This is a genomic window from Cyanobium sp. Lug-B, from assembly GCF_024345635.1.
Taxonomy (GTDB): domain Bacteria; phylum Cyanobacteriota; class Cyanobacteriia; order PCC-6307; family Cyanobiaceae; genus Cyanobium; species Cyanobium minutissimum.
Genome location: NZ_JAGQBM010000042.1, coordinates 1 through 26,686 on the forward strand (window position 1 = coordinate 1; position 26,686 = coordinate 26,686).

Here is a 26,686-nt window from a genome sequence, read left to right on the forward strand (position 1 = left end):
GACGGCACCTTCCGGGTGCAGGTGCCCTTCCGCGACGGCCAGCAGCTCTACCCGATCGAGGCCCTGGCGGCCGATGGCGAGCAGAAGCGCAGCATCACCATGGAGTTCCGCCGTTCCACGCCGGAAGCCAACGTCAACACCCGCGAGGCCTCCGTGGCCGAGTGGTTCTAGGCCCCCAGCCGCTCCTCCACCCGGGCAACCAGATCCCCGGCCGTCAGCTCCGCCCCCACCTCCAGGGCGTGCCGGCGTTCCCCCTCCTCCAGGGGCTCCCGGCTGCGGAGCTGGGCCTCCAGCACGGCCGCGTCCGCGTCGGAGGGATCACTCCCCCGCTGCCGGCGCTCCTCGATGCGCCGCCTGGCCTGCTCCGGGGTGCAGCGGCAATCCAGGATCAGGAACGGCACGCCGCAGCGTCGGGCCAGATCTTCCATCCGCCGGCGCTGGTCACGGCCCAGGAACGTGGCATCCACCACCACCGCGTACCCGGCGGTGAGGATGCGGTCCGCCTGCTCCGGCAGGTGCTGCCCATAGAGCCCGTCGCTCACCTCGCTGCGGTAGGGATCCCCGTGCAGGGGGGGCGACTCCCCCTGGCCCCAGGCGCCGAAGAGGCGCTTGCGCTCCACGTCGGAGCTGAGCTGGATCCAGCCCTGTCGCCGGCAAAGCTGGCGGGCCCGGTGGCTCTTGCCGCTGCCGGAGACCCCATGGGTGATCACCAGGGCCGGGGCCGGGATCCCGGTGGTGTCCCGGGCGCCGAGCAGGTAGCGCTCCAGGTCCCGCTTCAGTCCCTGCGCCGTGCCGGGGTCGAGGTCGGGCTGGCGCAGGCGCAGGGCGCAGACCTTGGCCCGCACCAGGGAGCGGTAGACCCGGTACCAGCGCCAGGTGAGCAGGCCGCCCCAGTCGCCGCAGCGGCCCAGCCAGCGGTTGAGCAGCACCGCCCCCAGGTCGGGTCGGTCGTGGTGCTCCAGGTCCATCACCAGGAAGGCCAGGTCGCTGAACACGTCGATCCAGCGCAGCTCGGGGCTGAATTCCAGGCAGTCGAAGACCCGGATCTGCCCCCCCTCCAGCAGCAGGTTGCCGAGGTGCAGATCCCCATGGCACTCGCGGATGCGCCCCTGGCTGCGGCGCAGGACGAAGGTGGGCCGCAGCGCTTCGTAGCTCTCCTCCGTCCACTGCCGCAGGGCGGCCACCTCCGCCGCGACCGCAGCCCCGCTGGCCGCCAGCACCTCGAGATTGGCCACGGCAGGCGCCTTCACCAGCTCCGGTGCGCCGTAGGGATCGTCGGGGCGGGCCACCGCGGCGGCGGCGTGGAAGGCCGCCAGGTCATCCGCCAGCCGCTCCAGCTGGTCGGCGCCCAGACCCTGGTGCTCCAGAACGGCCCCCAGCAGGGCGCTCTGGGGGAACTGGCGCATGCGGATGGCCAGCTCCAGGGTCGGCCCGCTGCCGTGCAGGCGGGCCCGCTCGGGCGGGCCATGGATCGGGCTGAGGCCGAGGTAGAGGTCCGGAGCCAGCCGGCGGTTGAGCCGCAGCTCCTCCTGGCAGAACCAGCGGCGCCGCTCCGGGGTCGAGAAATCGACGAAGCCCAGGTTCACCGGCTTCTTGATCTTGTAGGCGATGGTTCCCGTCAGCAGGACCCAGGAGATGTGGGTCTCCAGGCACTCGACCCGCTCGACCGGGTGGTCATAGGCGCCGGGATCGAGCAGGGCGGCGATCATCGGGTCCACGGCCGCTCCGGTGCTCCTTGCGGTTCAATCCAACCATCCGCAGGGCAATGGAGGCCTCCACCGGCGTCCACAGCAGGGCCGGCAGCAGCAACCCCGAGGCCAGGGGTGAGGCGGGCCGCACGATCAGGGCCAGCACCAGCGTGAGCGTCCAGCTCAGCAGCCAGAAGGGAAGGCCGGCGGTCAGCCTGTGCAGGCGGCAGATCAGCCAGTGGGGACTGCGCAGCAGCACCAGCAGGACCGCGTAGGCCCCCATCCAGCCCCAGGAGACGGTCGACTGCCAGAAGGCGACCGCCGAGCCGTAGAAGCAGACCGTGATCAGCGGCCAGACAAGCGCGACCCAGGGTTGCCGGCCGATCCACTCCGGTCGCCGGAGGCTGCGATACCAGACGAAATCCCGCTCCGTGGGATTGACGACCAGGGTGATCACCAGAACGGCGATCAGGATCAGCAGCCAGGGCGGCACGGGACTCTGCAGACACGCGCATTATTGGGCCCTGCCAGGGAGCCGTCCATGGCCGGGGCCATGGCGGGTGGTGGGGGCGGGAGTGTCGGTTCGTCGCGCCGGCGGACCGGCCCGTCCAGCGTTCCTACGGTGGACGGGTCCGACGAGCTTGCTGGAGGCCCCATGCACACCCACGACCTCGAGAACCACGACAACCTCTACGCCGACGAAGGCACGATGGTGATCGGCGAGACCAGGGCGGATGCCCAGAGCCATGCCTACTGGGCCGTGGGGGCCATCGCCCTGATGGTGGTGGGTCTGGGTGTGGCCCTGGTCGTCTCCTGATCCGTCCCCCCGGGCGCCCTGCCCGGCCCGTCGGCTGGCGGAGCGGGAAAGCGCTCGCCGAAGCAGGACAGGGGGATGGGCGGACACAGCCGTGTCCAGCCCCCCGCGTCCCCCTGTCGCTGCCAGGCGGCGATGCGCAGCGGTGTGGCCGCTCCCCAGCGGCAGATGAGCAGGTAGCGATGCCCCCAGGTCCGCGGCCAGGCCGTGGCGCTTTCCCCGGCCCAGGGCCATTGGGCCGGGTTGAGGGGCTCCAGGTCGCGGTGGAGGCGCAGCAGGGCCGGCAGCAGCTGGCCCCCGTCGGCCCCCTCGCTCCGCTGGCAGAGCCGGAGGCGCCGGGCCAGGGCGAAAGGCTGCCCCCGGCTGGGGACGACCAGGTGCAATCCCCCCCAGCCGGGAAACCCCAGGCAGGAGAGCAGGGCGCCGGAGGCGGGGCCGGAGTCGTGGTCGCTCGGCATGGGGGCGGAACGCTGACAGCCGTTCTGTGCCACCAGCCGTCCCGCGGCCCTGCTCCGACCGGGCGCACTGGCAGGATCAGGGCGAAGGACGCGACTCCCCCGCCGCCATGTTCGAGAACCGCGAACGGCCCGCCTGGGTCAACTGGCTGATCCTGGCGATCTTCCTGCTGTCGTCCTGGCAGCTGGTCGGTTTCTGGTTCCAGCAGCTGCACCACTGAAGGAACCCCGCGGCCCCTTCCGGTCGTGGTGCCCCCGCCTCAGGAGGGACGGCGCGGCCGGGCGGTGAGTCCCCGCACCAGACGGACGCCGCCGCCCACCAGCAGCAGCAGGGCCATCAGGGCCAGCAGGGCCACCACGATGACGCTGCCCAGCTGCAGGATGCCCATGCTCAGCCGGCTGAGCCCGCCGATCAGGTTGGCGATGGCATTGCTGACCAGCAGCAGCGCATCCAGCCGTTCCGGCAGCTGCATCAGCCCGGCCAGGATCAGGCTTCCCGCGCCGATCAGCAGCAGGCCCGCCAGCACCTGCCGCCAGCGGGAGGAGGGACGGCGCCGGCGGCGACGCAGTTCCAGGCCCTTCCCCGGTGTCGGTCCCCTCGGCGTCGGCAGATGGAGCGGATAGGGGGTGTGGGGCATGGCGGGGTCGTCAGGGCTCCAGCGGATAGCCGGCACCCCGCATCCACCGCTCGAACTCCATCAGCACCAGCTCGTTCGGACAATCGATCAGGGACAGGTCGTTGACCGTGCAGTCCCCCTGGCCGCCGTGGTGGAGCGTCAGGTGGAAATGGGAACCGCTCAGGCCGCAGACCTCCGGATCGCTGCGGACCACCACATCCAGGGCAGCCCCGAGCCGTGCCACCCGGCGGCGCAGTTCCGACCAGGTCATGCCCAAGGTTTCATCCCCATCGTTGAGGCCGTCGCATGGCCGTGGAGGCGCTGGATGGTCGCCCCCAGTGTGACCAGTGCCGGGCCGACGTCAACCGCTCGCCGCCCGGTGGTGGCTCAGGGCCGCGGGGTGGCCGGGGCCTGCTGGGCCGCCGGCGCTGCCGGCGTCGGCGCGGGAGGCACGGCGGGCGGAGGCAGGAGCAGCACCAGCGCCGCCGAGACGGCCAGGGCTGCGGCGCCGCCCACGGGCGCCGAGAGGCGACGGTGCAGGGGAATCCGCTCCATCAGTTCCCTGGGCCCGAGGGGCTCCGGATCGGGAATCGCCAGGGGCAGCTGCACCCGGGGATCGAGCCGCAGCAGATCCAGCACCCGCACCAGATCCGCCAGTTCCGCATCGTCGAGGCGCACCTCCAGGGGAGGGGTGTCGGGCTGGCTGCTGCGCAGCAGGAGCCGGTGGCCGCCGTCGGGGTGGGGGCCGATGTCGACCGGTTCCCCGGCCACGCTGAACTCGCGGCGCACGCCGCTGATCAGGTGGCGGGCGTAGGGCAGCACCACCTGCATGAGGGCCTGGAGGTGCTCACGGCGCCCCTCCAGCTGGGGCCGGCCCAGCCACTGCAGGGTCCAGCCGGTGATGATGCCCAGGGCCGCGCCGCTCTGGCCGATGGAGACGTCGGGGAGACCTTCCACCTGAAGCCGGCAGCTGAGCTGATCGAAGACGAGGCTCTGCTTCATCACGGAACTCTGAACCATGGGGGGTCTGCTGCGGCCGCCGTCACGCCACCGCGTCCATCAGGCTCGCCTTGATGCGCTCGAAGCCCCCCTGGCCGGCGCAGAGGCTCAGGCCCTGGACCAGCTGGAGCCGCTGGGCGGCTCCGTCGTCGGGATCGAGCAGTTTCTGGACGCCGCTGCGGCGGGGGTTCATGCGCTCCTGCACCAGTTCCCCCAGCCGCCCCTGGAACAGGGCCCAGCGTTCCTGCGCCACCGTCTCCGGTTCGCTGCTGGAGAGCAGGGAACGCAGCATCGGATAGAGGCGGTCGGCCATGACGCAGAGGATGCGGATCAGGGCATCGGTCTCGGCGACGGGCACCTCACCGCGGCGGCAGGAGCGCCGCAGGGGGTTGTGGCAACGCCGCTTCCACAGCTCCACCCGGTTGGGGAAGAGGCCGGCATAGCCCAGCTGCTCACTCATCCACACCATCGCTTCGCCGCCGTTGAGGTCGAGCGCCTCCATGCAGAGCAGCATCAGATCGAGACGCTCCAGACCCCGGCGGGGCAGGGGGCGGGAGGAGCGGTCCTGAATCGCCGCTTCCGAAGTGTCCTTGGCCATGACTGCGATGATGCCAGCGGCGCCGTCCATCCGTCACGTCGCCGGTACCGGTCCCTTCACCAGCACGACCCTGCAGCACGATGGCCAGCAGCCCTTCTTCGATCGATCTGCGCACCTGGGTCCGGGACATTCCCGATTTTCCGAAGCCGGGCATCCTCTTCCGCGATCTCACGCCCCTGATGCGGGATCCCGAGGGCTGGGGCGAAGCCATCCGCCTGCTGGGGCTGCTCTGTGAGCGCGTGCAGCCGGACCTGATCGTGGGTATCGAATCCCGCGGCTTCATCGTCGGCACGGCCCTGGCCACGATCACGGGTGTGGGCTTCGTCCCGGTGCGCAAGCCGGGCAAGCTTCCCGGCGCGGTGATCGGCGTGGATTACAGCCTCGAATACGGCACCGACCGCCTGGAGATCCACAGCGATGCCCTCGAGGGCGGCCAACGGGTGCTGATCGTCGACGACCTGCTCGCCACCGGCGGCACCGCCGCGGCCTGCAGCGAGCTGGTGCAGGCCGCGGGGGGGCAACTCTGCGGCTTCGGCTTCCTGGCGGAACTGGCCGCCCTCGACGGCCGCAGCCGGCTGCCCCAGGAGCATCCGATCGAGTCCCTGATCATCTACAGCTGAGCCTCAGCCCTGCTGGTCCTGCCAGGCCAGGACACTGTCGAACTGCTCGAGGCTGATCAGGCCGAACCGCCAGAGCACGGCCGGCAGCGGCGCCTGTTCCAGCTGGGACTGGCGGATGCCCAGCTGGAGCGCGTTCTCACTCAGGCCGAGCTGATGGCGCAGGAAGCGCACCATGGCCGGAGAGGGCAGGGGCTGGGGAGAGCTGCTGATCACCATCCCCCCATGCTGCAAGCGGCCGGCGCAGCCGACAAGGTCCCTGGGTCATGGCCAGAAGGGCCAGGGCCCGGGTGCTGTCGACGCGGGCCAGGCAGGCCAGGGCCAGCTGGCGCAGGGGCAGCAGCCAGCGGTGGCGGTTGGAGAAGATCCGCACCAGCAGGTCGGTGGCCAGCAGGGTGAGCAGCAGATCGGGCCAGCGGCGGCGCCCGTAGGCCGCTCCGATGCGGCGGGGTGACAGCGTGCCCCGAGCCGCCCGTTCCGCCAGCCGCTGCAGCACCGCCACATCCCGCCAGCAGAGGTTCAACCCCTGGCCGCCCACCGGGTGGCAGCGGTGGGCGCTCTCCCCCACCAGCACCGTGCGGCCCCGATGCAGACGCCTGGCCAGCTGCAGGGCCACCGGGAAGGCCCGGGGCGGCGTCAGCAGGGCATCGGGCTGGAGCCGGTCCGGCAGGGCCCCCGCCAGCCGGTCGAGGAAGGCCGGGGCGTCGAGGGCCTCCAGCTGGCGGCAGCGGGCCGCCGGCGCGCTCCAGACCAGCTGGAAGCGTCGCCCGCCGAGGGGGAGCACGGCGAAGGGGCCTTCCGGACGCAGCAGTTCCCAGGCTTCGTCGTCGGCACAGCCGCGCATCTCCACCTGCACCGTCAGGCAGGCCTGGCGGTAGGGACGGCTCCACTGGCCGATGCCCAGGGCCTGGCGGCTGGGCGAGTCGGGGCCATCGGCGGCCACCAGCAGGTCGGCACCGTCCGGGTCGTTCGTCGCGGCGGAGGGCACCTCGCTGCCGAGTTCCAGACGGACGGCGGGGTGCTGGCCGAGGCGCCGCAGCAGCAGGGCCATCAGGGGCCGGTGCGATCCGATCCAGCCCACCGCGTCGGCCTGGCCCAGGTCGACCGGCTCGAAGCGCACATCACGCCCCGCCGCCACATCGCGCAGGTGCAGGCGGCGGAAGGGGACCAGGGTGGGCCGCAGGTCACCCCAGAGCCCTAGGCGCTGCAGCAGCTCCCGGCTGGAGTGGGTGAAGGCGTAGGCCCGCTCCCGGGCCTGCAGCGCCTCCGGGGCCAGGGGATCGTGCAGGCTCACCCGCCAGCCGGCCTGGGCCAGGGCCAGGGCCGCCAGGGCGCCGGTGGGGCCGGCGCCCCGGATCCGGGCGTGGAGCAAAGCGGGCATGGCCACAGAAAAGCCGCAACAGAAAGTCTGCTGCGGCGAAGGGGTCCACCGTGAACGGCGGACCGGAGAAAGGCTGTCCCCCGAGGGGGAGCCGCGATCAACCGATGCCGAGCAGGCCGCGGGTGAAGGCCTCGCCGCCCAGGGCGAACTCGGTGGCGAGCAGGGCGATGAAGCCGAGCATGGCCATGCGGCCGTTGAGCTTCTCGGCGCGCTCGTGGAAGCCCCAGCCGCTCTCGGCGCTCACCACTTCCATGCGGGGTTCGGTGGCGAAGGCGTTGAGGCGGCCGCCGTCTTCGGTGGTGACGGTGGCGCCGCGGATGGCGGAGCGATCGAGGGCGGTGGGGGCTGCGGCGGTCATGGGAGAACTCCTTGAGAAGTGTTGCGAGAATTGTAACGCATTGTTTCGAATGCGTCCAGCGTCCTCACCCGAGCCGCCGCAGGCAGAGCTCCTCGAAGGCCGGCCGCAGCAGATAGGGGTACTCGCCCACCCACTGCTTGACCTGGGGCAGCCAGCCATCGGAGAGGGCGCCGATGCGGGAGAAGTCCTTGCGCTCACTCAGCACCAGGCAGCGGATCACCATGCCGCGCCGGATCTGCTCATGCTTCTTCTCCAGGGGGAAGCGGATCTGGCCCAGGTAGCCGTCCTCGTCCTCCAGTTCCAGGCAGAGCCAGGTGCGGCGGTTCTCCACCAGCTCCAGGCGCCCCTGGCGGTTGGCCTGCTCCCGCCGGTTCTCCACCACCTCCCGCCGGAACTGGTCGGCCACCACCCCCTCAAAGATGGCGGCCGCCGGGTAGCGCCGCAGCACGGCGTTGCGGCGTCCCGCCTCCAGGATCGGCCCCCACAGCACATAGAGAAGGAAGACGAAGCCCACCACCAGGAACACCGGGCCGGCCTGGCTGCGGAACAGCAGGGTCTGGCTGATCAGCAGGGCGATCACCCCGCCGATCACCGAGATCAGCACCCGCTGCAGCAGCTTGCGCGGGTCGCCGCTGCAGGCGGTGAACTGGGGTCCGGTGGCCACCGCCGGAATCAGGCGCAGCAGTTCGCCGGGTTTGAGGGGGATCAGCATCGGTCCACGGGGCGGTGGCTCACAGCAGCCTCTCGAGGCCGTAGACCAGGCCGCCCAGGCGGCGCACCTTGCGCACCGTGAGCAACACCCCGGGCATGTAGGCACTGCGATCGATCGTGTCGTGGCGCAGGGTGTAGGTCTCGCCGGGCGATCCGAACATCACCTCCTGGTGGGCCACCAGCCCGGGCAGTCGCACCGAGTGGAGCCGCAGGCCGCTCTCCCGCAGGCCCCCCCGGCAGCCCGCCAGGCTCTCGTGCTCCTCCACCTGCAGGGGGTTGAAGGTCTTGCCCAGCTCCTCCATCAGCTCGGCGGTCTTGAGGCAGGTGCCGCTGGGGGCATCGGCCTTGCGGTTGTGGTGCAGCTCGGTGAGCTCGGCGTAGTCGTAGAAGCGGGCCGCCGCCGCCGCCGCCTGCTGCAGCAGCACCATGCCCACGCAGAAGTTGGGCACCACCGCCCCGCCCATGGAGGCCTTCTCGGCGAACGCGGCCAGATCCGCCAGCTGGTCGGGGCGCAGGCCGGTGGTGCCGATCACCGGATGGACGCCGTAGGCGAAGGCGCCGCGGCAGTGCTCGTAGACGACGCTGGGGTGGGTGAAGTCGACCAGCACCGCGCCGCCGCCCGGGCCGGACTGCCGCACCGCCTGGCCCGCCTGGCAGAGGCTGCCCTCGAAGTCGGCGCTGATCGCCACCTCCAGTTCCCCCAGCCCCAGGGCCAGCCCGACGTCCTCCCCTTCCCGGCCCGGGGTGGTGTCGATCGCCCCCACCAGGGTGCAGTCGGGGGCCGCCAGCACCGCCTTGATCACCTCGGCGCCCATGCGGCCCAGGGCCCCGGCCACCACCACCGGGATCGGTGCCGGCTCTGCTGGGGACGGGGAGATCGCGCTCATCGGGCAGTTACCACTCCAGGCGAGCCTATGTGGCCCGGCCCGCCGCCAGGGCTGCAGCCTGTAACGCTGCGCTGCAACCGATCGCGTCCCCGGCGGGAGCTCCGTAGGCTGCTTCACATTGCTCAACGCATCCGCCGCATGTTCACGCAGGTCCGTTCCGCCAGCCGCCGGGTCAGCCCTGCCCCCACCGATGGCGCCAACGACCGGGTGGTGATGAAGGCCGTCTACGTGGTGCTCGAACCCCAGTACCAGAACGCCCTCACCACCGCCGCCACCGGCCTCAACGACCAGAACGGTCCCCTGGCGGTGGAACTGAGCGGCTATCTGATCGAGGAGCTGCGGGACCCGGCCAACTACGCCGACTTCTGCGCCGACGTGGCGGCGGCCGATGTGTTCATCGCCTCGTTGATCTTCATCGAGGACCTGGCCCAGAAGGTGGTGGACGCCGTGGCCCCCCACCGCGACCGGCTCAAGGCGGTGGTGGTGTTCCCGTCGATGCCGGAGGTGATGCGGCTCAACAAGCTGGGCACCTTCTCGATGGCCCAGCTGGGCCAGAGCAAGAGCGCCATCGCCCAGTTCATGCGCAAGCGCAAGGAGGCCAATGGGGCGGGCTTCCAGGACGCCATGCTCAAGCTGCTGAACACCCTGCCGACGGTGCTCAAGTACCTGCCGGTGGAGAAGGCCCAGGACGCCCGCTCCTTCATGCTCAGCTTCCAGTACTGGCTGGGGGGAACGCCGGACAACCTGCGCAACTTCCTGCTGATGCTGGCCGACCGCTACGTGTTCGGCAAAGCGGAGCTGGGCCGGCCCCAGCTGACGGTGGCCGACCCGGTGGTCTTCCCGGACCTGGGCATCTGGCACCCGCTGGCCCCGGGGATGTTCGAGGACCTCAAGGAGTACCTCAACTGGAGCGCCAGCCGCAGTGATCTGAGCGAGAAGGCGCGCCGAGGACCGGTGATCGGCCTGGTGCTGCAGCGCAGCCACATCGTCACCGGCGATGAGGCCCACTACGTGGCCGTGATCCAGGAACTGGAATACCGCGGTGCCACGGTGATCCCCGTGTTCTGCGGCGGCCTCGACTTCTCCCGGCCGGTCTCCTCCTTCTTCTACGACCCCCTCAACCCGGACCAGCCCCTGGTGGACGGGGTGGTGAGCCTCACCGGCTTCGCCCTGGTGGGCGGTCCGGCCCGCCAGGACCATCCCAAGGCCATCGAGACCCTCAAGCGGCTCAACCGGCCCTACATGGTGGCCCTGCCCCTGGTGTTCCAGACCACCCAGGAATGGGAGGAAAGCGACCTGGGGCTGCACCCGGTCCAGGTGGCCCTGCAGATCGCCATCCCCGAGCTCGACGGCGCCATCGAACCGATCGTGCTGTCGGGGCGCGATGACGCCACCGGCAAGGCCCACACCCTGCAGGACCGGGTGGATGCGATCGCCGAGCGGGCCATCCGTTGGGCCTCGCTGCGGATCAAGCCCCGCGCCGAGAAGAAGCTGGCGATCACCGTGTTCAGCTTCCCCCCCGACAAGGGCAACGTCGGCACCGCCGCCTACCTCGATGTCTTCGGCTCGATCTTCCGGGTGCTGGAGGAGATGAAGGCGAAGGGCTACACGGTGGACGCGATGCCCCGCACCCCCAAGGAGCTGATGGAGGCGGTGCTCAGCGATCCGGAGGCCCTCGAAGGAGCCCCCGAGCTGGCGATCGCCCATCGCATGAGCGTCGAGGAGTACGAGCGGCTCACCCCCTATTCCGAGCGTCTCGAAGAGAACTGGGGCAAGCCCCCCGGCAACCTCAATTCCGACGGCACCAACCTGCTCATCTACGGCCGCCATTTCGGCAACGTGTTCGTGGGGGTGCAGCCCACCTTCGGTTACGAGGGCGATCCGATGCGCCTGCTCTATTCCCGCAGCGCCAGCCCCCACCACGGCTTTGCCGCCTATTACACCTATTTGGAGAAGGTGTGGGGCGCCGACGCCGTGCTGCACTTCGGCACCCATGGCTCCCTGGAGTTCATGCCGGGCAAGCAGATGGGCATGAGCGAAACCTGCTACCCCGATTCCCTGATCGGCGCCCTGCCCAACCTCTACTACTACGCCGCCAACAACCCCTCGGAAGCCACCATTGCCAAGCGGCGGGGCTACGCCTCCACGATCAGCTACCTCACCCCGCCGGCGGAGAACGCCGGCCTCTACAAGGGGCTCAAGGAGCTGGGCGAGCTGGTGGGCTCCTACCAGCAGCTGCGGGAGAGCTCCCGGGGTGTGCAGATCGTCAACGCCATCATCGAGACGGCCCGCCAGTGCAACCTCGACAAGGACGTGGTCCTGCCCGAGGCCGACGCCGCGGAGCTGGATCGCGACGCCCGTGATGGCGTGGTCGGGGCGGTGTACCGCCAGCTGATGGAGATCGAAAGCCGGCTGCTGCCCTGCGGCCTCCACACCATCGGCAAGCCCCCCACCGCCGAAGAGGCGATCGCCACCCTGGTGAGCATCGCCGCCCTGGAGCGGGAGGAGGACGGCCTGCGTTCCCTGCCGGGGCTGCTGGCCGAGAGCCGCGGCCGCACCATCGCCGAGGTGTACCGGGGCAACGATGAAGGGGTCCTGGCGGATGTGGAGCTCAACCGGGTGATCACCGAAACCTGCCGCGCCGCCGTCGGTGCCATGGTCAAGGAGGTCACCGGCGCCGATGGCCGTGTCACCCTGCGCCGCAACTTCGGCTGGTTCTTCGAACTGCTGGAGCGCTTCGGCTACCGGCTGCCCTCCCCCTGGCTGAGCGCCTGCCGCCAGGCCGGCTTCCCGGATGTGGATGTCCCCGAGCTCGACCGCACTTTCGCCTATCTGCGTTTCTGCCTGGAGCAGATCTGCGCCGACATGGAGATGGAAAGCCTGCTGCGGGCCCTCGATGGGGAGTACGTCCTGCCGGGACCCGGCGGTGACCCGATCCGCAACCCCGGCGTGCTGCCCAGCGGCAAGAACATCCACGCCCTCGATCCCCAGGCCATCCCCACCCGGGCCGCCATCGCCGCCGCCAAGGTGGTCGTCGACCGGCTGATCGAACGCCAGAGGGCCGAGCAGGGCGCCTGGCCGGAAACGATCGCCTGCGTGCTCTGGGGCACCGACAACATCAAGACCTACGGCGAATCCCTGGCCCAGATCCTCTGGTTCATCGGTGTGCGCCCCATGGCCGATTCCCTGGGCCGGGTGAACAAGCTGGAGCTCATCTCCCTCGAGGAGCTGGGCCGGCCCCGGATCGACGTGGTGGTGAACTGCTCCGGGGTCTTCCGCGACCTGTTCATCAACCAGATGGCCCTGATCGACCAGGGGGTGAAGATGGCCGCCGAAGCCGACGAGCCCCTGGAGATGAATTTCGTGCGCAAGCACAGCCAGGAGCAGGCCGCCGCCCAGGGCATCTCCCTGCGGGAGGCCGCCACCCGGGTGTTCTCCAATGCCAGCGGCAGCTACTCCTCGAACGTCAACCTGGCGGTGGAGAACAGCACCTGGGAGGAGGAGGGCGAACTGCAGGAGATGTACCTCTCCCGCAAGACCTTCGCCTTCAATGCCGACAACCCCGGCGAGATGAACCAGAACCGGGAGGTGTTCGAATCGGCGATGAAGACCGCCGACGTCACCTTCCAGAACCTGGATTCGGCCGAGATCTCCCTCACCGACGTCAGCCACTACTTCGACTCCGATCCCACCAAGCTGATCGCCGGACTGCGGGACGACGGCAAGACCCCCACCAGCTACATCGCCGATACCACCACGGCCAATGCCCAGGTGCGCTCCCTGAGCGAAACCATCCGCCTTGATTCACGCACCAAGCTGCTCAATCCCAAGTGGTACGAGGGCATGCTGGATTCCGGCTACGAAGGGGTGCGGGAGGTGGCCAAGCGGCTCAACTTCACCCTGGGCTGGAGCGCCACCAGCGGTGCGGTCGACAATTTTGTGTATGAGGAGGCCAATGACACCTTCATCAACGACCCGGAGATGCGCAAGCGGCTGATGGACCTCAACCCCCACAGCTTCCGCCGCATCGTCGGCACCCTGCTGGAGGTGAATGGCCGCGGCTACTGGGAAACTTCCGACGAGAACATCGCCCAGCTCCAGGAGATCTACCAGGAAATCGAGGACCGGATCGAAGGGGTGACCAAGGAGGGCTGATCGAGCAGGCCAGGGGGCAGGGGCCAGACGCGGGTGGCCCCCTCGGTCCTGTCCGTGTCGATGGCGGCGTGCGGCACTGGCAGGAGGTCCTGGGGGCCGATGGTTTGTTGTGCATGGGCAAGGGAGGGTGCCCCTGCCGTCCCGAATCCATGCCGAAGAAGTTCCATTAGCAGCAGATCTGCTGCACTGAGATCTGGCTTGCCATATCCACATAAATCTTAATCGTCCCCGCAAGGGCCGTGGGCGCAGGGGTTTGCCTCCTTGGCCGTGGCTGCAGCTCCGGCGGCTTCGGTGTCAGCCGTCCGGCGCCCCGATTCCTGCGTAGGACGGAGTCATGCCATTGCACGGCAAACGATCCGTGAGCGTTGACATCCAGGCTCAACGCATCGCCGTCAAGTCAAAGGCAACGCTGATGGCCTCCTTGCCAGCTCAGCCACCGGCAATGGCATCGACGAACAACCCAGCCCCACTCCCTAAACCCCTGAGAACCATGTCCAACAAAATTGATGCCGCAGCCAAAGATGCTGAGGGCAAAATCCAGTCCGCCGTCGGCTCCCTCACCGGCGACAAGGGCCAGCAAATCAAAGGAGAAGCCAAGCAGGTGCAGGCCCAAGCCATGAAGGCGGAGGCCAAAGTGAGAGAGGAAGCCAACAAGGCTGCCAAGAAGGTTGAAGACGCCACCGAATAGTCAGCCGGCCGCCACCTGCTGGGAACCCATCGTGTCCCGCCTTTCCAGAGTGATTCTGACAGGTGTTGGGTAACACGTGAGACACTGATCCACCACGATCACTCGCCGTCGTACCGATTCAACCCGGGCCAAGGCCATGCCGGGGAGTCCATCACTCCCCGGATTCTTCCTGCTTCCTTGTCGTGTCAGCTGGTTCAGCTGAGGTTGATGGGATGGTCGGATGCACCTGCTGGATGCATTCACCCGCCCGTTCACCGAAGGAGAAGGACGACGGGCTGGCTGGGATCCAGAAGCTCAGAGTCTTCCCCATAGGGTCCACCACCACCCCGTCGCCGCATTCCAACCTGGGCTGAGGTCAGGATGGTCTCCAGAAAAAAAAGGGGGCCGAAGCCCCCTGAACAACACCTGCGGTGTGAAGCGACGCCAGGATCAACGGCCGATCTTGGCCACCTCGGCGCGGGCCCGGGCCAGGACGGCACCGGTGAGGGGCACGTAGTCCAGCTGCTTGGCGATGGCCTGGCCCTTGGGCGAGAGGCCCCAGTTCAGGAACTGCCGGATGGTGCCCACCTTGTCGCCATTGCCGCGCTGATAGGCCAGCACCCAGGTGAAGGAGGCGATCGGGAAGGCGTTGGCGCCAGCCGGGTTGCAGTCTTCACCGCCGAGGCGTGCATCCAGCTTGATGCCATTGAGGGCGGCGGCCCCGGTGACGTCGTTGGCCAGGACGAAACGGCCGGCCCGGTTCTGAAGAGCCGCCGGGGTGATCCGTCCCTTCACGAAGGCCTGGTTGAGGTAACCGATGGAGCCGGGGGTGTTCTGGATCAGACCGGCCACGCCCTCGTTGCCTTTGCCGCCGACGCCCACGGGCCACTTGACGGCCTTGGCGGCTCCCACCCGCGACTTCCACTCGGGCGAGAAGCAGGAGAGGGAGTTGGTGAACACGTAGGTGGTGCCGGAACCGTCAGAGCGGTGGACCACGTTGATCGGTCCCCTGCCGCACTTCAGCTGGTCCCAGGTGCGGATCTTGCCGAGGAAGATGTCAGCGAGCTGGCGCTGGGTGAGCTTGAGGTTCTTGCAGCCGGGATTGTTGTAGGCCGGGGTGACGGTGCCGCCCATCATTGGAATCTGCAGGGCGCCGCGCTGGGCGGTCACGCCCTTGGTGAACTCCCCTTTGGAGGCACTCAGTTCTTCATCGGTGGCGCCGAAATCGACACTGCCGGCGTGGAACTGGCGCACACCGGCGCCGGATCCCACCGACTGGTAGTTCACTTGCCGTTTGGTTTCCCTGGCGAATTCAACGGCCCAGCGCTGATAGGCCGGAGCCGGAAAGCTGGCCCCGGCCCCGTTGATCGAATTGCTCTGGGCGATCACAGGAACCGCCACACCAGCCGTGAGGGCGCCGGCAGCGGAGAGGATCAGGGCCTTCTTCGCGAAGGTCATCAGAATGGCCAATTTGGGGGCAAGTTATGAATAGCAACCCGTTCTGACCGTTTGTGTTATGAGGAGGTTAACGGGTGTTCAAGGATTGAACACTCCACGAAGCATCCGCTGAAACGTCCCGTGAAACGTCGCCGGAGCGTCCGTCTGCGGCTGTCCCGGCCGGTTCATGGCGGCCCTGCATCGGCTGGAGCCGCGGCGGGGCGTGAAGGTCCAGAATGAGAACCGTTATCAGCCATTCCCTTGGCGGTGTGGTTGCCCGTCCCGACCCCCATGGTCCAGATCCCCGTCACCGTGATCACCGGCTTTCTCGGCGCCGGCAAGACCACCCTGCTCAACCGGATCCTCTCCCGCCAGCAAGGCGTGCGCACGGCCGTGCTGGTGAACGAGTTCGGCGAGATCGGCATCGACAACGAGCTGGTTGTGGCCACCAGCGACGCCATGGTGGAGCTCAGCAACGGCTGCATCTGCTGCTCGATCAACGGCGAGCTCAAGGAGGCGGTCCTCCGGGTGCTGGAACGCCCCGACCCGATCGACTTCATCGTGGTGGAGACCACCGGCCTGGCCGATCCCCTGCCCGTGGCCATGACCTTTCTGGCCGGGGACTTCCGCGACCGGCTGCGGCTCGATTCGATCATCACCCTGATCGATGCCGAACACTTCGAGGCCACCGCCTTCACGAGCCCGATCGCCCGGGCCCAGGTGGTCTACGGCGACATCCTGGTGCTCAACAAGTGCGATCTGGTGGACGAGGCGCGGCTGGCTGCCGTGGAGGCCAGCCTGCGGGCGATCAAGGCCGATGCCCGCCTGCTGCGCGCCGATCACGCCGGCGTGCCGCTTTCCATGCTGCTGAGCGTGGGCCTGTTCGAAACCGATCGGCTGGTGGCCCTGCAGGCCGCGGAGGACGACCACCACCACCACCACGATCACGAGCACGCCCACCATCACGCCCATACCCCCGAGCTGGAGGGCTTCCGTTCGGCGTCCCTGGCGGTGGAGGCCCCGTTCGATCTGCGCCGGTTCCAGCACTTTCTCGACAACCAGCTTCCGGCCACCGTCTTCCGGGCCAAGGGGGTGCTCTGGTTCCGCGAAAGCGAGCGCCGCCACCTGTTCCACCTCTGCGGCAAGCGCTTCACCATCGATGATTCCGACTGGCCCGACGACGCTCCGCGCCACACCCGGGTGGTGGCGATCGGCCGCGATCTGGACCCGACCAGCCTGCGGGCCCAGCTGGAAGCCTGCGTGGTGGCACCATGAGCCCCACCGGCCGCAAGGGGTTCGCATGACGGCGGTGTTCGGCGGCGCGGTCGACACGCTGGAGGTCCAGCTGGGCGGCCGACGGCTGCAGATCGTGATCGAGCGCCGGGGGCCGAAGGGTGCTCCCCTCTGGCTGCTGCTGCCGGCCCTGAGCACCGTGTCGAGCCGCAGCGAGTGGCAACCGCTGGTCACGGCCGTGCAGGACCGGGTCCAGTTGGTGAGTTTCGACTGGCCGGGCTTCGGTGACAGTGACCGTCCGGCGCTCGCCTACGACGCCGCTCTGCTGGTCGGCTGCCTGGAGGCGGTCCTCACCGACCTGGAGGCCCGCCAGCATGGTCCCCTCACCGTGGTGGCCGCCGGGCACAGCGCCCCCCTGGCCCTGGCCCTGGCGAGCAAGTGGTCCGACCGCTGGAGCCGCTTCGTCGCGGTGGCGCCCACCTGGCGGGGGCCCCTGCCGACGATGACGGGCTGGTCGCCGGGGCGTTTCGGCTGGCTGCGGCGGCTGGTGGCCCTGCCGCTGATCGGCCCGGCGCTCTACCGGCTGAACACCAGCCGGGCCATGCTCCGGCTGATGCTGCGACGGCACGTGTGGCTGGATCCGGGCCTGCTGACGCCGGATCGCCTGCGGCAGCAGCAGCGGCTGGCCCGGCGACCCGGCTCCCGCTTCGCCAGTGCCGCCTTCGTCAGCGGCGGGCTCGATGCCGCCGGCGAGAGCGGCTGGTGGCTGGAGCAGGCCCGCGGTCTGCACTGTCCGTTTGAGGTGGTGCTGGCGACGGCGGCCCCGCCCCGCTCCACCAGGGAGATGGAGCTTCTGGCCGAGGCTGCCGATGGGGTGATGCGCCTACCCGGCCGGCTCGGCCTCCACCAGGAGTTCGGCGCCCTGCTGGGACGGCGGTTGCTGGAGGCTCCGGATCCGCAGCACGGTTGAGCCGGCGTCGTGCCCCGAGCGAGCTGCCGCTCCACGGGAACGATGCAGGACATCGCCCTGCAGTTGGCGATCCGGCCGCCGCACCCCTCAGCCGCCGTCCCTCTCGATGCGCACCCACAGACTGCGGCGGGCATCCAGAGTCACCAGCAGCTCCAGGTGCTCGGCCGTGATCGCCCTGGCCTCCTCCATGCGGCCATCAAGAGACAGCTGGGACAGGCGCTCCATGCACCAGTCCCGTTGGTGGGTGAGGGAGAGGACGCGTTGCAGCTGGGCTTCATCCTCGGAAGAGGGAAGACTGGTCATGGCTGGCCTGCCCATGGATGCCGTCAATCTGTCGATCTTTGGCGGGTCGATGTAGGCGAAGCACACAACAGACGGTGCCTTTGCTGACGCTGGAGGGAGACGGTGACCAATGTCACATCAGAGTGTGAGATCGGGGCGGCTTCGCCGCCATGGCCTGGCTAGGTGTTGGAAGGACATCCCTGCCCTGCCTGTGAAAGAGCTCACCTCCGCGATCAACCAACACCTGGCCGCAGAGTTTCAGGCCGGCCACACCTATCTGGCCATGTCGATCTGGCTGCGGGAAAAGGATCTGGCCGGATTTTCCACCTACATGCTCGAGAAAAGCCAGGAGGAGCGCAACCATGCGGCCCGCATGATTGCTTACCTGGTCGACAGCGACGAACAGGTGGAGCTGCCCACCATCGAGGCGCCTGAACGCAGCTGGCCGTCGGTGCAGGGGCTGTTCGATCGGGTCTACGACATGGAGAAGGGGGTCACCGCCTCCATCAACCGTCTCTACGCCATGGCGGAGGACGTGGGCGAGCGCAGTGCCACGGCCATGCTCGACTGGTTCGTGGCCGAGCAGCTCCAGGAGGAGGCCGAGGCCCGGTTCGTGCGCAAGCGCCTGCGGCTGGCCGGTGACAACAGTGCCGCCCTGCTGCTGCTGGACCAGCAGTTCCTCGAGGGGACGGCCCTGGCCCACGTCAAGGGCGGCCTCAGCGGCGCCAACGGTGCCTGAGCCTTGCTGACCGCATCCCGCGACCGTGTTGTCCCGATTCCGCTGAATCCGCCCGCCCGTTGTGCCCATGCCCGCTTCTGAGGGCGCTGCCCCTGGGACGGCCGAGTCCTGTCCCTCCTGCGGCGATCGCCCGGACGATCGACCGCCGCGACGGGCGGGCTGGCGCTGGGGTGGCAGCGGCTCCTGCCATGGTCCCGGGGGAGCCGGGCGACGGGGCTCCGGCTGGCAGGTCGCCCTGCTGGGCATGCCCAACACCGGCAAGTCGACGCTCTACAACCGCCTCACGGGCGGCCATGCGCAGATTGCCAACTGGCCCGGCCTGACGGTGGAGCTGCTGCGGGGACCGATGCCGCCGGACCGCAACGGCACCACCTACGAGCTGGTGGATCTGCCGGGGATCCACGATCTGAGCGGCAGCAGCGAAGACGAGGCCGTGGTGCAGCGCTTTCTGCGCCACACGCCTCCGGATCTTGTGCTGGTGGTGCTCAATGCCAGCCAGATCACCAGCCAGCTGCGCCTGCTGCTGCAGCTCCAGCAGCTGGGACTGCCGGTCGTGGCGGCGCTGAACATGAGCGATGAGGCCCGCGGCTTCGGCCTCGGGATCGATCACCGGGGGTTGTCGCAGGACCTCGGCCTGCCCGTGCTCCCCGTGAGCGCAAAGCACAACCAGGGCATCGCCGCGCTCATCGAGCAGCTGCATCAGTGGGGCGAGAGCTCCAGCGCGGCTGGCTGGTCGCCGCCGGCCGGCCAGGGCGAGCTCCAGGCTGTGGATGATCAACTGCGGGATCTGGTGGCCCGTCACGTGACGCTGCCGGAACGGTTGCTGAATCGCCGCACCCGTCTGGCGGATCGCGTGCTGCTCCATCCCCTGGTTGGCCTGGTGCTGTTCCTGGGCCTCGTCCTGGCGGTGTTCGAGGTGCTCTATGCGGTCACCGCTCCGCTGCAGGAGCTGCTGGGAACGGGGCTCGACTGGATCCAGGCCAGCGGGCTGGAGCCCGTTCTGCAGGGGCTGGGCACGCCTGACTGGTTGCGGCGCTTCCTGCTGGACGGCCTCTGGCTGGGGGTGAGCACGGTGGCCACCTTCCTGCCCCTGATCTTCGTCTTCTACGTGCTCATGGCCATCATCGAGGACTCGGGCTACCTGCCGCGTGCCGCCTTTCTGATGGATGGCTTCATGCGCTGGCTGGGGCTCGATGGCCGTGCCTTCGTGCTGCAGGTCATGGGGTTCGGCTGCAACGTGCCCTCGATCATGGGAACACGGGTGATCCGGGATCGGGGCATGAGACTGCTGGCGATGCTGTGCATCCCCTTCGCCCTCTGCCAGGCCAGGCTGACCGTGTTCCTGTTCATGGCCGGCGTGTTCTTCCCCCGGCCCTGGTGGGCGCCTGGGCTGGTGCTGTTCGGGTTCTATGGGATGAGTTTCCTGGCCGCCGTGATCACGGGCCTGGTGTTCCGGCGGGCCTTTCCCAGTGAGGAAGCCTTCGTGCTGGAGCTGCCCCCCTACCGGGCCCCCAGCCTCACCACCATCCTGCGCCGGGGCTGGACCTCGATGCTGAACTTTCTGGTCACCACCCGCGTGTTCATCATCGTGGGTGCCGCTGCCATCTGGCTGCTCACCAACCTTCCACCAGGAGCGGCGGAGGGATCGGGCCGCACCCTTGCGGGAGGCATCGGAGCGCTCTTCCAGCCGCTGCTGGGGCCGATCGGCATGAACCCGGAGCTCACCGTTTCCCTGTTCTTTGGCTTCATTGCCAAGGAGATTCTGCTGGGAGCGATGGCCGTGATCTACGGGACCACCGAATCCGGCCTGGGCGGTGCGATCCAGAACGCCATCACGCCGCTGCAGTCCCTGAGTTTCATGACCTTCGTGCTGCTCTACACCCCCTGCCTGGGCACCGTGGCGGCCCAGATCCAGGAAGCCCGGAGTCGCCGTTTCGCCCTGCTGTCCCTGGGTTGGTCCCTCGTGCTGGCGTGGGTGCTGGCCTTCCTCGTCTATCAGGGTGGGGGATTGATCCTGTCCCTGCGCTGACCGTTCGGCGCTGACGGTTCGGCGCTGATCAGTGTGGAGCGATCACATGGACGTCCATTTCGGCGGCATGTTCGGGGCGGAGCATGAATTCCAGAAGCCCGCTGGACAGATGCAGGAGGCCACCGGGTTTGCCGCGCCGCAGCACCTCCACTTCCACCCCCGGCCGCACACCCATTGACTGCAGCCGACGCTGCAGGCCGGGATGGCTCGGCAGGGAGGCGATCGAAACTCTGGTGCCCGCTGGAACCTGACTGAGGGGCATGGTCAACCTTCCGTCGGACTCCACCCTAGGTCCGCTCACGACGGCACCCCTGCCGCAGCGAAACGGTCAGGTCCTGCTCCATCCGCATCTTGCTTCGCTCCACATCCTGCATCCTTCTGTAGAGCCGACTCCGTTCAAGTTCCTGGTGCTGGAGATGCCGTGCCAGTCCGATCTGGGCCTGGGTCCACTGGGGAGGAGACCGTCATCGTCCTGCGGAGCCACGCCCCTCCTTCAAGACGCCCCTCGTTCATCTGGCCCAGCCTCAAGGGCCTCTACGGCTTCGGCGAGCTGCCCCAGCGTCGGATGATCGCGATGGGAGGCGGAATGAATACTCCCATCGTCAACCATGGCCATGAAGCGGGCCAGTTCCGTGGCATTCCCCCGGTAGAAGTGGGGCTGGTCTCGCTTGAAATTCTCCAGGGCCGTTTCGGCGTTGTAGTCGCGCTTGAGTCGGTTCAGCTCGCGGACCAGCCGCTGACTGTCGTTGTTGTAGACGATGAAGTTCTGCGGCAATCGCCCGCTGCAGCCCGGCTCCGGTGTCTCCAGGTAATGGGCGTGGCACCAGCGGGCATAGGGCGTCAGAATGATGCCGCCACAGGCCTGCACCTCACAGATCGGCAGTCCGAACGATTCGCAGTGGGCGACGAAATAGAGGCTGCAGCTCCTGTAGATCGTCCGGATTTCCTGCATGGAATAGCTGCCATGGAGCACCTTGAAGGGGATGCCGGCCTCGAGGCACGCCTGGATCTGGATGGCCCGCTCGGGCAGGTGCTCGGGACGCTCGAAATCAATCAGAGCACAGATCTCCCTGGGTTCAAGAGCCAGGGAAGGATCGATCATGTTGATTCCTACGGGCGAATACCTTTGCGCGCCTGGCAACACAGGAAACTCGGACACTTCCGTGATGCAGAGATGGTGGTCATAGCGGTTGGTTCCCCAGTGCCTGCCCCTGGGAACGCGTCTGCTTGCCACACCGTCGTGGATCCACTTCACCCAGTCGGCTCGGCTGCCCAGATAGACCAGGTCATAGAGAACGATCGGCAGGTGAGGCACATCACGGCGCAGGCGATCGTCATCAAAAAGGAGTTCAAAATAGGCGCCCGGCATGTGACCCACGATGACGACAATGTCAACGGTTCTGAGGCTGCGCAGAAGCCGTTGGTAGCTCAGCCACGCAGCGCTTCTCTGGGCCCATCGAAACAGCCGTCCTCTCCAGTTCGCCCCTTTCCCCGCCTCTGCTCTCTGCTTGCGTGGAAGGGATTCCAGACCGTCGTACAGGAGGCGGCTGTCCACGCCGATCTCCCTGAACATGCGCTCCAGTCCCTCCGCCATGGGCCGGTAGAAGCTGTTGGCTCGGTTGGCCAGGATGGCGACTCTCACGCGTTGGTGTCCCTGGCTGCGGGTCGGAGGATTCTGAGGCCCTGCAGGTTCATTCAGCCGGTGCGAATCGACCCAGGATTTTAGGTGCACGGTCCCCAATCCCTGGGACCTCACGCACCGGTCGCCTCCAGGTGCGCCACCCCCAGGCCGCAGCCCGGGCAGGGCCGCATCGGATAGGTGTTGAAGGGGAAGCGGGGTGGCTGGAAGGGCTCGATGCCCCGGCGCCGGTCGAAGCGCACCATGCCGACATGGCCGCTGGGGGCCACCACCAGCGCCGTGCGCCCCAGCCGGCGCTGGCTGCGGGCCCAGCTGCCGGTGTTGTAGTAGGTGATGTGGCAGGGGCCCCGGTCGTCACCGGAGGGTTCCTGCAGGGCCAGCGGCGTGGCTTCGGGGATGTGGGTGTGGCCGTTGATCAGCCCGTCGAGGGGCTCCGGACCGTGCCGCTCCCGTTGCAGATGCCGGACGATGCCGCGCTTGATCAGCCGGTCGTGGCCGGTGCGGCTCTTGAGGGCACTCTCGAGCACGAAGGCCAGGGAGAAACCACCGGAGGAGTTGAGGCCCCGGCTCACCGGGATGGGCCATTCCCGGTGGCTGGCCAGCAGATCCACGGCGCTCTGCAGGATTGCCTCGGCGTTCCACCCGGCCGGCTGGGCTCCGGCGGCGGGCCGGGTGAAGGGGGACAGCAGGCCGTTGATGCCGGCGCTGTAGCGCTCCTGCAGGCGGGCCAGCCCTTCGGCGGCATCGGCGTGGAAACGGATCAGCCGGTCGTACTCGTCGCCGTGGCGCACCAGCAGCCGCTGCCCCGCCGGGGTGCGGTAGACGGTCTGGCGCCGGATGGCGAAGCCGGGCCGCTCCAGGCCGGCGTGACGGCGCAGGTAGGCGTCGTGGTTGCCGGGGATGTAGACGATCGCCACCTCCGCCCGGTGCAGGGCCTCGAACTGCTCGATCACCCGGCGATGGGAAGCCCGCAGCAGCCCTGTCTTCTTCAGGGCCTCGCTGGCTGGTGGATCTCCGCGGCCCCCGGTAAGGAGGGCGTCGATCCGATCGGTGAGAAAGGACGCATCGACATGGGCGTTGAAGCGGATCGCCTGCAGATCGATGATGTCGCCGACCAGAAACAGCGTTCTCGGGCGGATGCACTCCAGGAAGGCCGCCAGATGGCCGGCCTCGCACTGATTGGAGCCCAGGTGCAGGTCGGAGATGAACAGGGCGTCGCAGCTGAGCACAACGGTCGGCAGGGAGGTGGACGGGGACCTCGATCAGATCGAGCCATGCTTCGACACCGGCACCGCCTGAGGCCCCAGCAGGGGCCCACCCGCCAGGCGCCGGATCGCCACCACCCCGGGGCGGGGGGCCCGGCCGGGGACGCCGGAGGGCCAGTTGGAGCCCAGGGGCACCCAGCGCAGCTGCTCGAAGGGCCGGCCGGAGCGATCCACCAGCCGGTGGGCCTGGGCTTCACGGGCTGCCGCAGAGGCGCGGGTCCCGTGGTCCTCGCCCGGGTGCTGCACGGCCAGGAACAGGGTGGATTCGCTGGCGTCGAAACAGGGGCCACAGAACTCGCATTCCATCGGTCCGGTGGCGAAGCAGAAGGCCTCACCGGCCCGGGGGCCACGGCTGGGCAGCACCCAGCAGCTGTTGTTGCCGAACAGATCGAGATCCGCCGACTTCGTCGAGCGGTCGGTCACCATCCAGATGGTCCCCTGCCGGTCGATGGCGAGGTTGTCGGGATTGGCGAAGCCCATGCCCCCCTGCCACGGGGCCCCGCCGGTGGCCACCAGCCGCCAGCGGAAGGAGCCGCCCCGGGCCGCACCGTCGTCGGCCAGGCCCATGATCCAGCCGTAGGGCCAGCTGGCCTGCCCATCGGGCCCCCGGAAGATGGCCGGGTCGGCCCGGCCGTCGTCGCTGCCCCCACCGGCGGTGAAGGCGATCAGCAGCTCGCCGCTGAGCGGATCGATCACCGTGTCCTCGGGCCGGGCCGCGGGGGTGGCGCCGATGGCGCAGGCCGCCAGGTGGGCATCGATCAGGATCGCCCCCATCCGCTCCTCCCCCTCCCCGGGGTAGAGGTCGGCCAGGGTGCGGTACCGGCGCCGGTAGGCCGCCACGGCCGCGTCGCTGGAGAAGGCTTCGGAGCCGGGCCTGCGGCGGTCGCTGTGGGGCAGCAGCACCGCTTGCTCCACGCCGTGGCGGGCGAAGTGGCCGGGCCCCAGCGGCGCCACCGGGGTGCTGGGCTCCAGGGGCAGCCAGCGCCCCCGGCCCTCGCCGCCCTTGGCGCCGGGCGGATCGAAGCGGGCCACCTCGAGCCGGCCGGCGCTGAACAGCTCCGAGTTGGCCGGGTCGGCCGGGTCGCGGATCAGCGCGTCGCTGACAAAGCGGTAGAGGTGGCCGCCGTGGCGGTCGCAGCCGGAATAGACGATCAGGGGCTGGCCGGTAACGGCCTTCACGGCCACCGCCTCATGGCGGAAGCGGCCTAGCCAGCTGTGCTTCACGGCGGGGCGATCGGGCCGGCGCGGGTCGAGCTCCACCATCCAGCCGTACTTGTTCCCCGCCAGACCGAAGGGGTTGCCGAGCCCGTCGAGGCGCTGGCCGTCGTAGGCGAAGGGGCGGGCGGCCGGGGAGACCGAGGAGCCGTCGGCATGGACGGCCTCGGCCACCTGGCTCTGCATGTTCTCCTCGGCGCTCAGCACCGTGCCCCAGGGGGTCTCGCCGCCGGCGCAGTTGGCGAAGCTGCCGATGATGGCGTCCCCGAGGCCGTCGTCGTAGCCCAGCCGCTCGCGGCGGCGGAACACGGCCGCCGCCGGCCCCGAGCTGCGCAGCCGCCGGTCGGGGTCGCGCCAGCCGCTCAGGCCGGTGATGCGGCGATCGAAGCGACCCGGTACACGCCGCCAGGGGCCGCCCGGCTCCCGCTCCAGTTCGATCACGCCCACACCAAGATCCGCCATGGCCGCAGCCGCCAGCTGGCGGATGGGCTCCAGCAGCGGGTCGCCCGCCGCCAGGCTGGCGGCATCCACCCGGCCGCCCCGGGCGGCCAGGGCGTCGCTCACGGCGTCGAAGGGCAGCTCCCCGCCCACCGCCTCGGCGTAGCCCTGCCGCCAGGTCCGGGCGCTGATGTACTCGAAGTTCACCGTCAGCAGGGCCCGGTTCGCCGCCAGGGGCAGGAAGGAGAGGTGGTCGTTGTTGAAGCCGAAGCGGCCGTCGGCCAGCGGATCTCCCCAGACCGCGATCAGATCGGCGCGGAAGCCCTCCGGCAGCACCAGCCGGTCCTCCAGTTCGATGCGGGCGTAACGGCGGCGCTGCTCCTCTGCATCCAGCCTGTCGCTGGGCACCGGCAGGGGGGTGGGAACGGTCGGGAACGGGGGGTTCGGCGTAGGGGCGCCACCGGCCTTCGGGGCTGCCGCCCTCCCGGAGGCTGCCGTGGGCAGCACGGCGCCGGCGAAGGAGCAGGCCCCGATCCCGAGCAGGGAGAGCAGGTCGCGTCGGTTCATCGATTCGGGGGGCAGGGGGCGCTGCGGCGTGGTGCCAGCAGGGCCAGATGGTTGTCCTGCAGGGGGCTGAAGTTGTCGTCCGCGGCCAGCAGGAGGGTGGGACGGCCATCGCCCCGGTCGGGCCCCGGGGTCATGGCCTCCCAGTTGTCGGGGGGGAGGCCGGCCGCGATCAGATCCCACTGCTGGAGCGGCTCCAGCACCGCCCCGGGATCGGCCCCTTCGCCCGGCAGCGGGTAGTGGGCCAGGAGCACCTGCCATCGCGCGGGGGCCTGGAAGCGCCGCAGCAGGGCCAGCAGGGCCGGTGAGGGCCCCGGGGCATCGACCACCAGCAGGTCGGTCAGACCCCAGCCTTCGCCGGCGGGGATGGCCAGCCGGGCCAGGGCCCTGGGCTTCGGCCCGGTGGGCTCCAGCGACCAGCCCAGCAGCCGCACCTGGGCGGGGGGGTCCTGCCGGAGGGGAGACTCCGCCGCCATCAGCAGCACGTCCGTCCGCCCCGGGCGGCGCAGCAGGGCCAGGGATTCCGGCCCCTGGTTGGCGCCCAGGCCCTGCCCCGGGGCCGGCTGCCAGTCGGCGGGCAGGGGGGTGGCGCGCTGCAGCACGCCGCTGCTCCGATCGAAGGCCAGCAGCTGGGCCGGCCGGGCGGCGCTGCGGCGCCCCTCGCTGGCCACCCAGAGCCGCTCGCCGACCACCACTAGCCCCTCGGCGTCGATCTCCTCCGGCAGCGGGGCCTGGGGCGATCCCTTCAGCTCCAGCCGGAACAGGGGCCGCAGCGGCCCCCGGCCCAGCTGCCGCACGCCGCTCCAGGCGTCCACCCGGCCCCGGGGGGCATCGCTGAGCAGCAGCAGCCCATCGCGGTGGCTGTCGTAGCTGGCGGCGGAGTAGCCGCCCAGCTGGGCTCCGTCCGCCCCGCGGCGCGGCAGGCGGG

27 protein-coding genes and 1 pseudogene are annotated in these 26,686 nt (G+C 69.4%); 9 read left to right on the top strand and 19 right to left on the bottom strand.

The genetic code is table 11. The features are described 5' to 3' along the window. Positions 1–171 (top strand): annotated as a pseudogene (locus tag KBY81_RS10900) (DUF4912 domain-containing protein); the annotation flags it as partial. On the opposite strand, the gene KBY81_RS10905 reads toward KBY81_RS10900, so the two are convergent. Further along, on the bottom strand, positions 168–1,709 hold the full coding sequence (locus KBY81_RS10905; protein WP_254976500.1) for a bifunctional aminoglycoside phosphotransferase/ATP-binding protein: 1,542 nt from the start codon (positions 1,707–1,709) through the stop codon (positions 168–170). The pseudogene KBY81_RS10900 and the gene KBY81_RS10905 overlap by 4 nt on opposite strands. Continuing rightward, entirely contained in the window at positions 1,675–2,181 is a 507-nt protein-coding gene (locus KBY81_RS10910) for a tryptophan-rich sensory protein (RefSeq protein ID WP_254976501.1), read from the bottom strand. Before KBY81_RS10910 ends, KBY81_RS10905 begins: the two co-directional genes overlap by 35 nt. A 162-nt stretch (positions 2,182–2,343) precedes the next feature. On the opposite strand from KBY81_RS10910, the gene KBY81_RS10915 reads away from it, so the two are divergent. After that, positions 2,344–2,505, top strand: coding sequence for a hypothetical protein (locus KBY81_RS10915; RefSeq protein ID WP_015108444.1), 162 nt, complete (start codon positions 2,344–2,346; stop codon positions 2,503–2,505). On the opposite strand, the gene KBY81_RS10920 is transcribed toward KBY81_RS10915, so the two are convergent. The 5 genes from KBY81_RS10920 to KBY81_RS10940 all read right to left on the bottom strand — a co-directional run bounded on the left by KBY81_RS10920 (position 2,439) and on the right by KBY81_RS10940 (position 5,171). After that, entirely contained in the window at positions 2,439–2,960 is a 522-nt protein-coding gene (locus KBY81_RS10920; RefSeq protein WP_254976502.1) for a hypothetical protein, read from the bottom strand. The genes KBY81_RS10915 and KBY81_RS10920 overlap by 67 nt on opposite strands. A 257-nt stretch (positions 2,961–3,217) precedes the next feature. Continuing rightward, positions 3,218–3,595: a hypothetical protein gene (locus KBY81_RS10925; protein WP_219903974.1), complete on the bottom strand. Its 378-nt coding sequence runs from the start codon at positions 3,593–3,595 to the stop codon at positions 3,218–3,220. 10 nt (positions 3,596–3,605) lie between these two features. Next, positions 3,606–3,851: a hypothetical protein gene (locus tag KBY81_RS10930; protein ID WP_015108440.1), complete on the bottom strand. Its 246-nt coding sequence runs from the start codon at positions 3,849–3,851 to the stop codon at positions 3,606–3,608. A gap of 110 nt (positions 3,852–3,961) precedes the next feature. Beyond that, positions 3,962–4,594, bottom strand: coding sequence for a DUF4335 domain-containing protein (locus KBY81_RS10935; RefSeq protein ID WP_106220185.1), 633 nt, complete (start codon positions 4,592–4,594; stop codon positions 3,962–3,964). A gap of 22 nt (positions 4,595–4,616) precedes the next feature. Continuing rightward, on the bottom strand, positions 4,617–5,171 hold the full coding sequence (locus KBY81_RS10940) for a DUF3038 domain-containing protein (protein WP_106220184.1): 555 nt from the start codon (positions 5,169–5,171) through the stop codon (positions 4,617–4,619). An 80-nt stretch (positions 5,172–5,251) separates the two neighbouring features. On the opposite strand from KBY81_RS10940, the gene KBY81_RS10945 reads away from it, so the two are divergent. Further along, positions 5,252–5,791 carry an adenine phosphoribosyltransferase gene (locus tag KBY81_RS10945; protein ID WP_106220183.1) on the top strand — a complete coding sequence of 180 codons (540 nt, stop codon included), beginning with the start codon at positions 5,252–5,254 and terminating at the stop codon, positions 5,789–5,791. Positions 5,792–5,794: 3 nt separating this feature from the next. Here KBY81_RS10945 and KBY81_RS10950 read toward each other — a convergent pair whose 3' ends face one another. The 5 genes from KBY81_RS10950 to dapB form a co-directional block, all read right to left on the bottom strand. Continuing rightward, complete coding sequence (locus KBY81_RS10950; protein ID WP_106220230.1) at positions 5,795–6,007, bottom strand: DUF2949 domain-containing protein; 213 nt, start codon at positions 6,005–6,007, stop codon at positions 5,795–5,797. Beyond that, the gene (locus tag KBY81_RS10955; RefSeq protein WP_254976503.1) at positions 5,928–7,169 is read right to left on the bottom strand and encodes an FAD-dependent monooxygenase; all 1,242 of its coding nucleotides are present in this window, start codon (positions 7,167–7,169) and stop codon (positions 5,928–5,930) included. The genes KBY81_RS10950 and KBY81_RS10955 overlap by 80 nt, the downstream gene beginning before the upstream one ends. Before the next feature lie 97 nt (positions 7,170–7,266). Next, entirely contained in the window at positions 7,267–7,527 is a 261-nt protein-coding gene (locus KBY81_RS10960) for a high light inducible protein (protein WP_106220181.1), read from the bottom strand. A 64-nt stretch (positions 7,528–7,591) separates the two neighbouring features. Then, positions 7,592–8,239: a hypothetical protein gene (locus KBY81_RS10965; protein ID WP_106220180.1), complete on the bottom strand. Its 648-nt coding sequence runs from the start codon at positions 8,237–8,239 to the stop codon at positions 7,592–7,594. A gap of 19 nt (positions 8,240–8,258) precedes the next feature. Then, the gene (gene dapB / locus KBY81_RS10970) at positions 8,259–9,125 is read right to left on the bottom strand and encodes a 4-hydroxy-tetrahydrodipicolinate reductase (protein WP_254971638.1); all 867 of its coding nucleotides are present in this window, start codon (positions 9,123–9,125) and stop codon (positions 8,259–8,261) included. A gap of 138 nt (positions 9,126–9,263) precedes the next feature. On the opposite strand from dapB, the gene KBY81_RS10975 reads away from it, so the two are divergent. Beyond that, positions 9,264–13,280 (top strand): magnesium chelatase subunit H, encoded by a 4,017-nt coding sequence (locus KBY81_RS10975; RefSeq protein WP_254976504.1) that lies wholly within the window; start codon positions 9,264–9,266, stop codon positions 13,278–13,280. 358 nt (positions 13,281–13,638) lie between these two features. Beyond that, complete coding sequence (locus KBY81_RS10980; RefSeq protein WP_219903969.1) at positions 13,639–13,968, top strand: CsbD family protein; 330 nt, start codon at positions 13,639–13,641, stop codon at positions 13,966–13,968. A 429-nt stretch (positions 13,969–14,397) separates the two neighbouring features. Here the strand turns inward: KBY81_RS10980 and pstS are convergent, their stop codons facing one another. Next, positions 14,398–15,405 carry a phosphate ABC transporter substrate-binding protein PstS gene (gene pstS / locus KBY81_RS10985; protein ID WP_106220176.1) on the bottom strand — a complete coding sequence of 336 codons (1,008 nt, stop codon included), beginning with the start codon at positions 15,403–15,405 and terminating at the stop codon, positions 14,398–14,400. A 270-nt stretch (positions 15,406–15,675) separates the two neighbouring features. On the opposite strand from pstS, the gene KBY81_RS10990 reads away from it, so the two are divergent. Further along, positions 15,676–16,659: a GTP-binding protein gene (locus tag KBY81_RS10990; protein WP_254976505.1), complete on the top strand. Its 984-nt coding sequence runs from the start codon at positions 15,676–15,678 to the stop codon at positions 16,657–16,659. Positions 16,660–16,684: 25 nt separating this feature from the next. Beyond that, positions 16,685–17,587 carry an alpha/beta fold hydrolase gene (locus KBY81_RS10995; RefSeq protein WP_254976506.1) on the top strand — a complete coding sequence of 301 codons (903 nt, stop codon included), beginning with the start codon at positions 16,685–16,687 and terminating at the stop codon, positions 17,585–17,587. An 87-nt stretch (positions 17,588–17,674) separates the two neighbouring features. On the opposite strand, the gene KBY81_RS11000 is transcribed toward KBY81_RS10995, so the two are convergent. After that, positions 17,675–17,890 (bottom strand): hypothetical protein, encoded by a 216-nt coding sequence (locus KBY81_RS11000; RefSeq protein WP_254971629.1) that lies wholly within the window; start codon positions 17,888–17,890, stop codon positions 17,675–17,677. A gap of 190 nt (positions 17,891–18,080) precedes the next feature. On the opposite strand from KBY81_RS11000, the gene KBY81_RS11005 reads away from it, so the two are divergent. Both KBY81_RS11005 and feoB read left to right on the top strand, forming a co-directional pair. Continuing rightward, a complete protein-coding gene (locus KBY81_RS11005) occupies positions 18,081–18,608 on the top strand; it encodes a ferritin (RefSeq protein WP_254976507.1) in 528 nt (175 codons plus the stop codon). Between the two features lie 67 nt (positions 18,609–18,675). After that, complete coding sequence (gene feoB, locus KBY81_RS11010) at positions 18,676–20,637, top strand: ferrous iron transport protein B (protein ID WP_254976508.1); 1,962 nt, start codon at positions 18,676–18,678, stop codon at positions 20,635–20,637. 28 nt (positions 20,638–20,665) lie between these two features. On the opposite strand, the gene KBY81_RS11015 is transcribed toward feoB, so the two are convergent. The 5 genes from KBY81_RS11015 to KBY81_RS11035 all read right to left on the bottom strand — a co-directional run. Next, a complete protein-coding gene (locus KBY81_RS11015; protein ID WP_106220171.1) occupies positions 20,666–20,899 on the bottom strand; it encodes a FeoA family protein in 234 nt (77 codons plus the stop codon). Positions 20,900–21,130: 231 nt separating this feature from the next. Continuing rightward, positions 21,131–22,279: a glycosyltransferase gene (locus KBY81_RS11020; protein WP_254976509.1), complete on the bottom strand. Its 1,149-nt coding sequence runs from the start codon at positions 22,277–22,279 to the stop codon at positions 21,131–21,133. A gap of 110 nt (positions 22,280–22,389) precedes the next feature. After that, positions 22,390–23,505, bottom strand: a complete 1,116-nt coding sequence (locus KBY81_RS11025) for a UDP-2,3-diacylglucosamine diphosphatase (protein ID WP_254976510.1) — start codon at positions 23,503–23,505, stop codon at positions 22,390–22,392. A gap of 33 nt (positions 23,506–23,538) precedes the next feature. Further along, positions 23,539–25,761 carry a PhoX family phosphatase gene (locus KBY81_RS11030; protein WP_254976511.1) on the bottom strand — a complete coding sequence of 741 codons (2,223 nt, stop codon included), beginning with the start codon at positions 25,759–25,761 and terminating at the stop codon, positions 23,539–23,541. Continuing rightward, positions 25,758–26,686 (bottom strand): esterase-like activity of phytase family protein (locus tag KBY81_RS11035; protein ID WP_315858520.1); only part of this gene is annotated, 929 nt, incomplete at its 5' end. The genes KBY81_RS11035 and KBY81_RS11030, both read right to left, overlap by 4 nt.

Bases quoted from the DNA above. Each gene is read 5' to 3' on its own strand.
- KBY81_RS10905 (WP_254976500.1), bottom strand. From the start codon at position 1,709: ATGATCGCCGCCCTGCTCGATCCCGGCGCCTATGACCACCCGGTCGAG.
- KBY81_RS10915 (WP_015108444.1), top strand. From the start codon at position 2,344: ATGCACACCCACGACCTCGAGAACCACGACAACCTCTACGCCGACGAA.
- KBY81_RS10920 (WP_254976502.1), bottom strand. From the start codon at position 2,960: ATGCCGAGCGACCACGACTCCGGCCCCGCCTCCGGCGCCCTGCTCTCC.
- KBY81_RS10925 (WP_219903974.1), bottom strand. From the start codon at position 3,595: ATGCCCCACACCCCCTATCCGCTCCATCTGCCGACGCCGAGGGGACCG.
- KBY81_RS10935 (WP_106220185.1), bottom strand. From the start codon at position 4,594: ATGGTTCAGAGTTCCGTGATGAAGCAGAGCCTCGTCTTCGATCAGCTC.
- KBY81_RS10940 (WP_106220184.1), bottom strand. From the start codon at position 5,171: ATGGCCAAGGACACTTCGGAAGCGGCGATTCAGGACCGCTCCTCCCGC.
- KBY81_RS10945 (WP_106220183.1), top strand. From the start codon at position 5,252: ATGGCCAGCAGCCCTTCTTCGATCGATCTGCGCACCTGGGTCCGGGAC.
- KBY81_RS10950 (WP_106220230.1), bottom strand. From the start codon at position 6,007: ATGGTGATCAGCAGCTCTCCCCAGCCCCTGCCCTCTCCGGCCATGGTG.
- KBY81_RS10955 (WP_254976503.1), bottom strand. From the start codon at position 7,169: ATGCCCGCTTTGCTCCACGCCCGGATCCGGGGCGCCGGCCCCACCGGC.
- KBY81_RS10960 (WP_106220181.1), bottom strand. From the start codon at position 7,527: ATGACCGCCGCAGCCCCCACCGCCCTCGATCGCTCCGCCATCCGCGGC.
- KBY81_RS10965 (WP_106220180.1), bottom strand. From the start codon at position 8,239: ATGCTGATCCCCCTCAAACCCGGCGAACTGCTGCGCCTGATTCCGGCG.
- dapB (WP_254971638.1), bottom strand. From the start codon at position 9,125: ATGAGCGCGATCTCCCCGTCCCCAGCAGAGCCGGCACCGATCCCGGTG.
- KBY81_RS10975 (WP_254976504.1), top strand. From the start codon at position 9,264: ATGTTCACGCAGGTCCGTTCCGCCAGCCGCCGGGTCAGCCCTGCCCCC.
- pstS (WP_106220176.1), bottom strand. From the start codon at position 15,405: ATGACCTTCGCGAAGAAGGCCCTGATCCTCTCCGCTGCCGGCGCCCTC.
- KBY81_RS10990 (WP_254976505.1), top strand. From the start codon at position 15,676: ATGGTCCAGATCCCCGTCACCGTGATCACCGGCTTTCTCGGCGCCGGC.
- KBY81_RS10995 (WP_254976506.1), top strand. From the start codon at position 16,685: ATGACGGCGGTGTTCGGCGGCGCGGTCGACACGCTGGAGGTCCAGCTG.
- KBY81_RS11000 (WP_254971629.1), bottom strand. From the start codon at position 17,890: ATGACCAGTCTTCCCTCTTCCGAGGATGAAGCCCAGCTGCAACGCGTC.
- feoB (WP_254976508.1), top strand. From the start codon at position 18,676: ATGCCCGCTTCTGAGGGCGCTGCCCCTGGGACGGCCGAGTCCTGTCCC.
- KBY81_RS11015 (WP_106220171.1), bottom strand. From the start codon at position 20,899: ATGCCCCTCAGTCAGGTTCCAGCGGGCACCAGAGTTTCGATCGCCTCC.
- KBY81_RS11030 (WP_254976511.1), bottom strand. From the start codon at position 25,761: ATGAACCGACGCGACCTGCTCTCCCTGCTCGGGATCGGGGCCTGCTCC.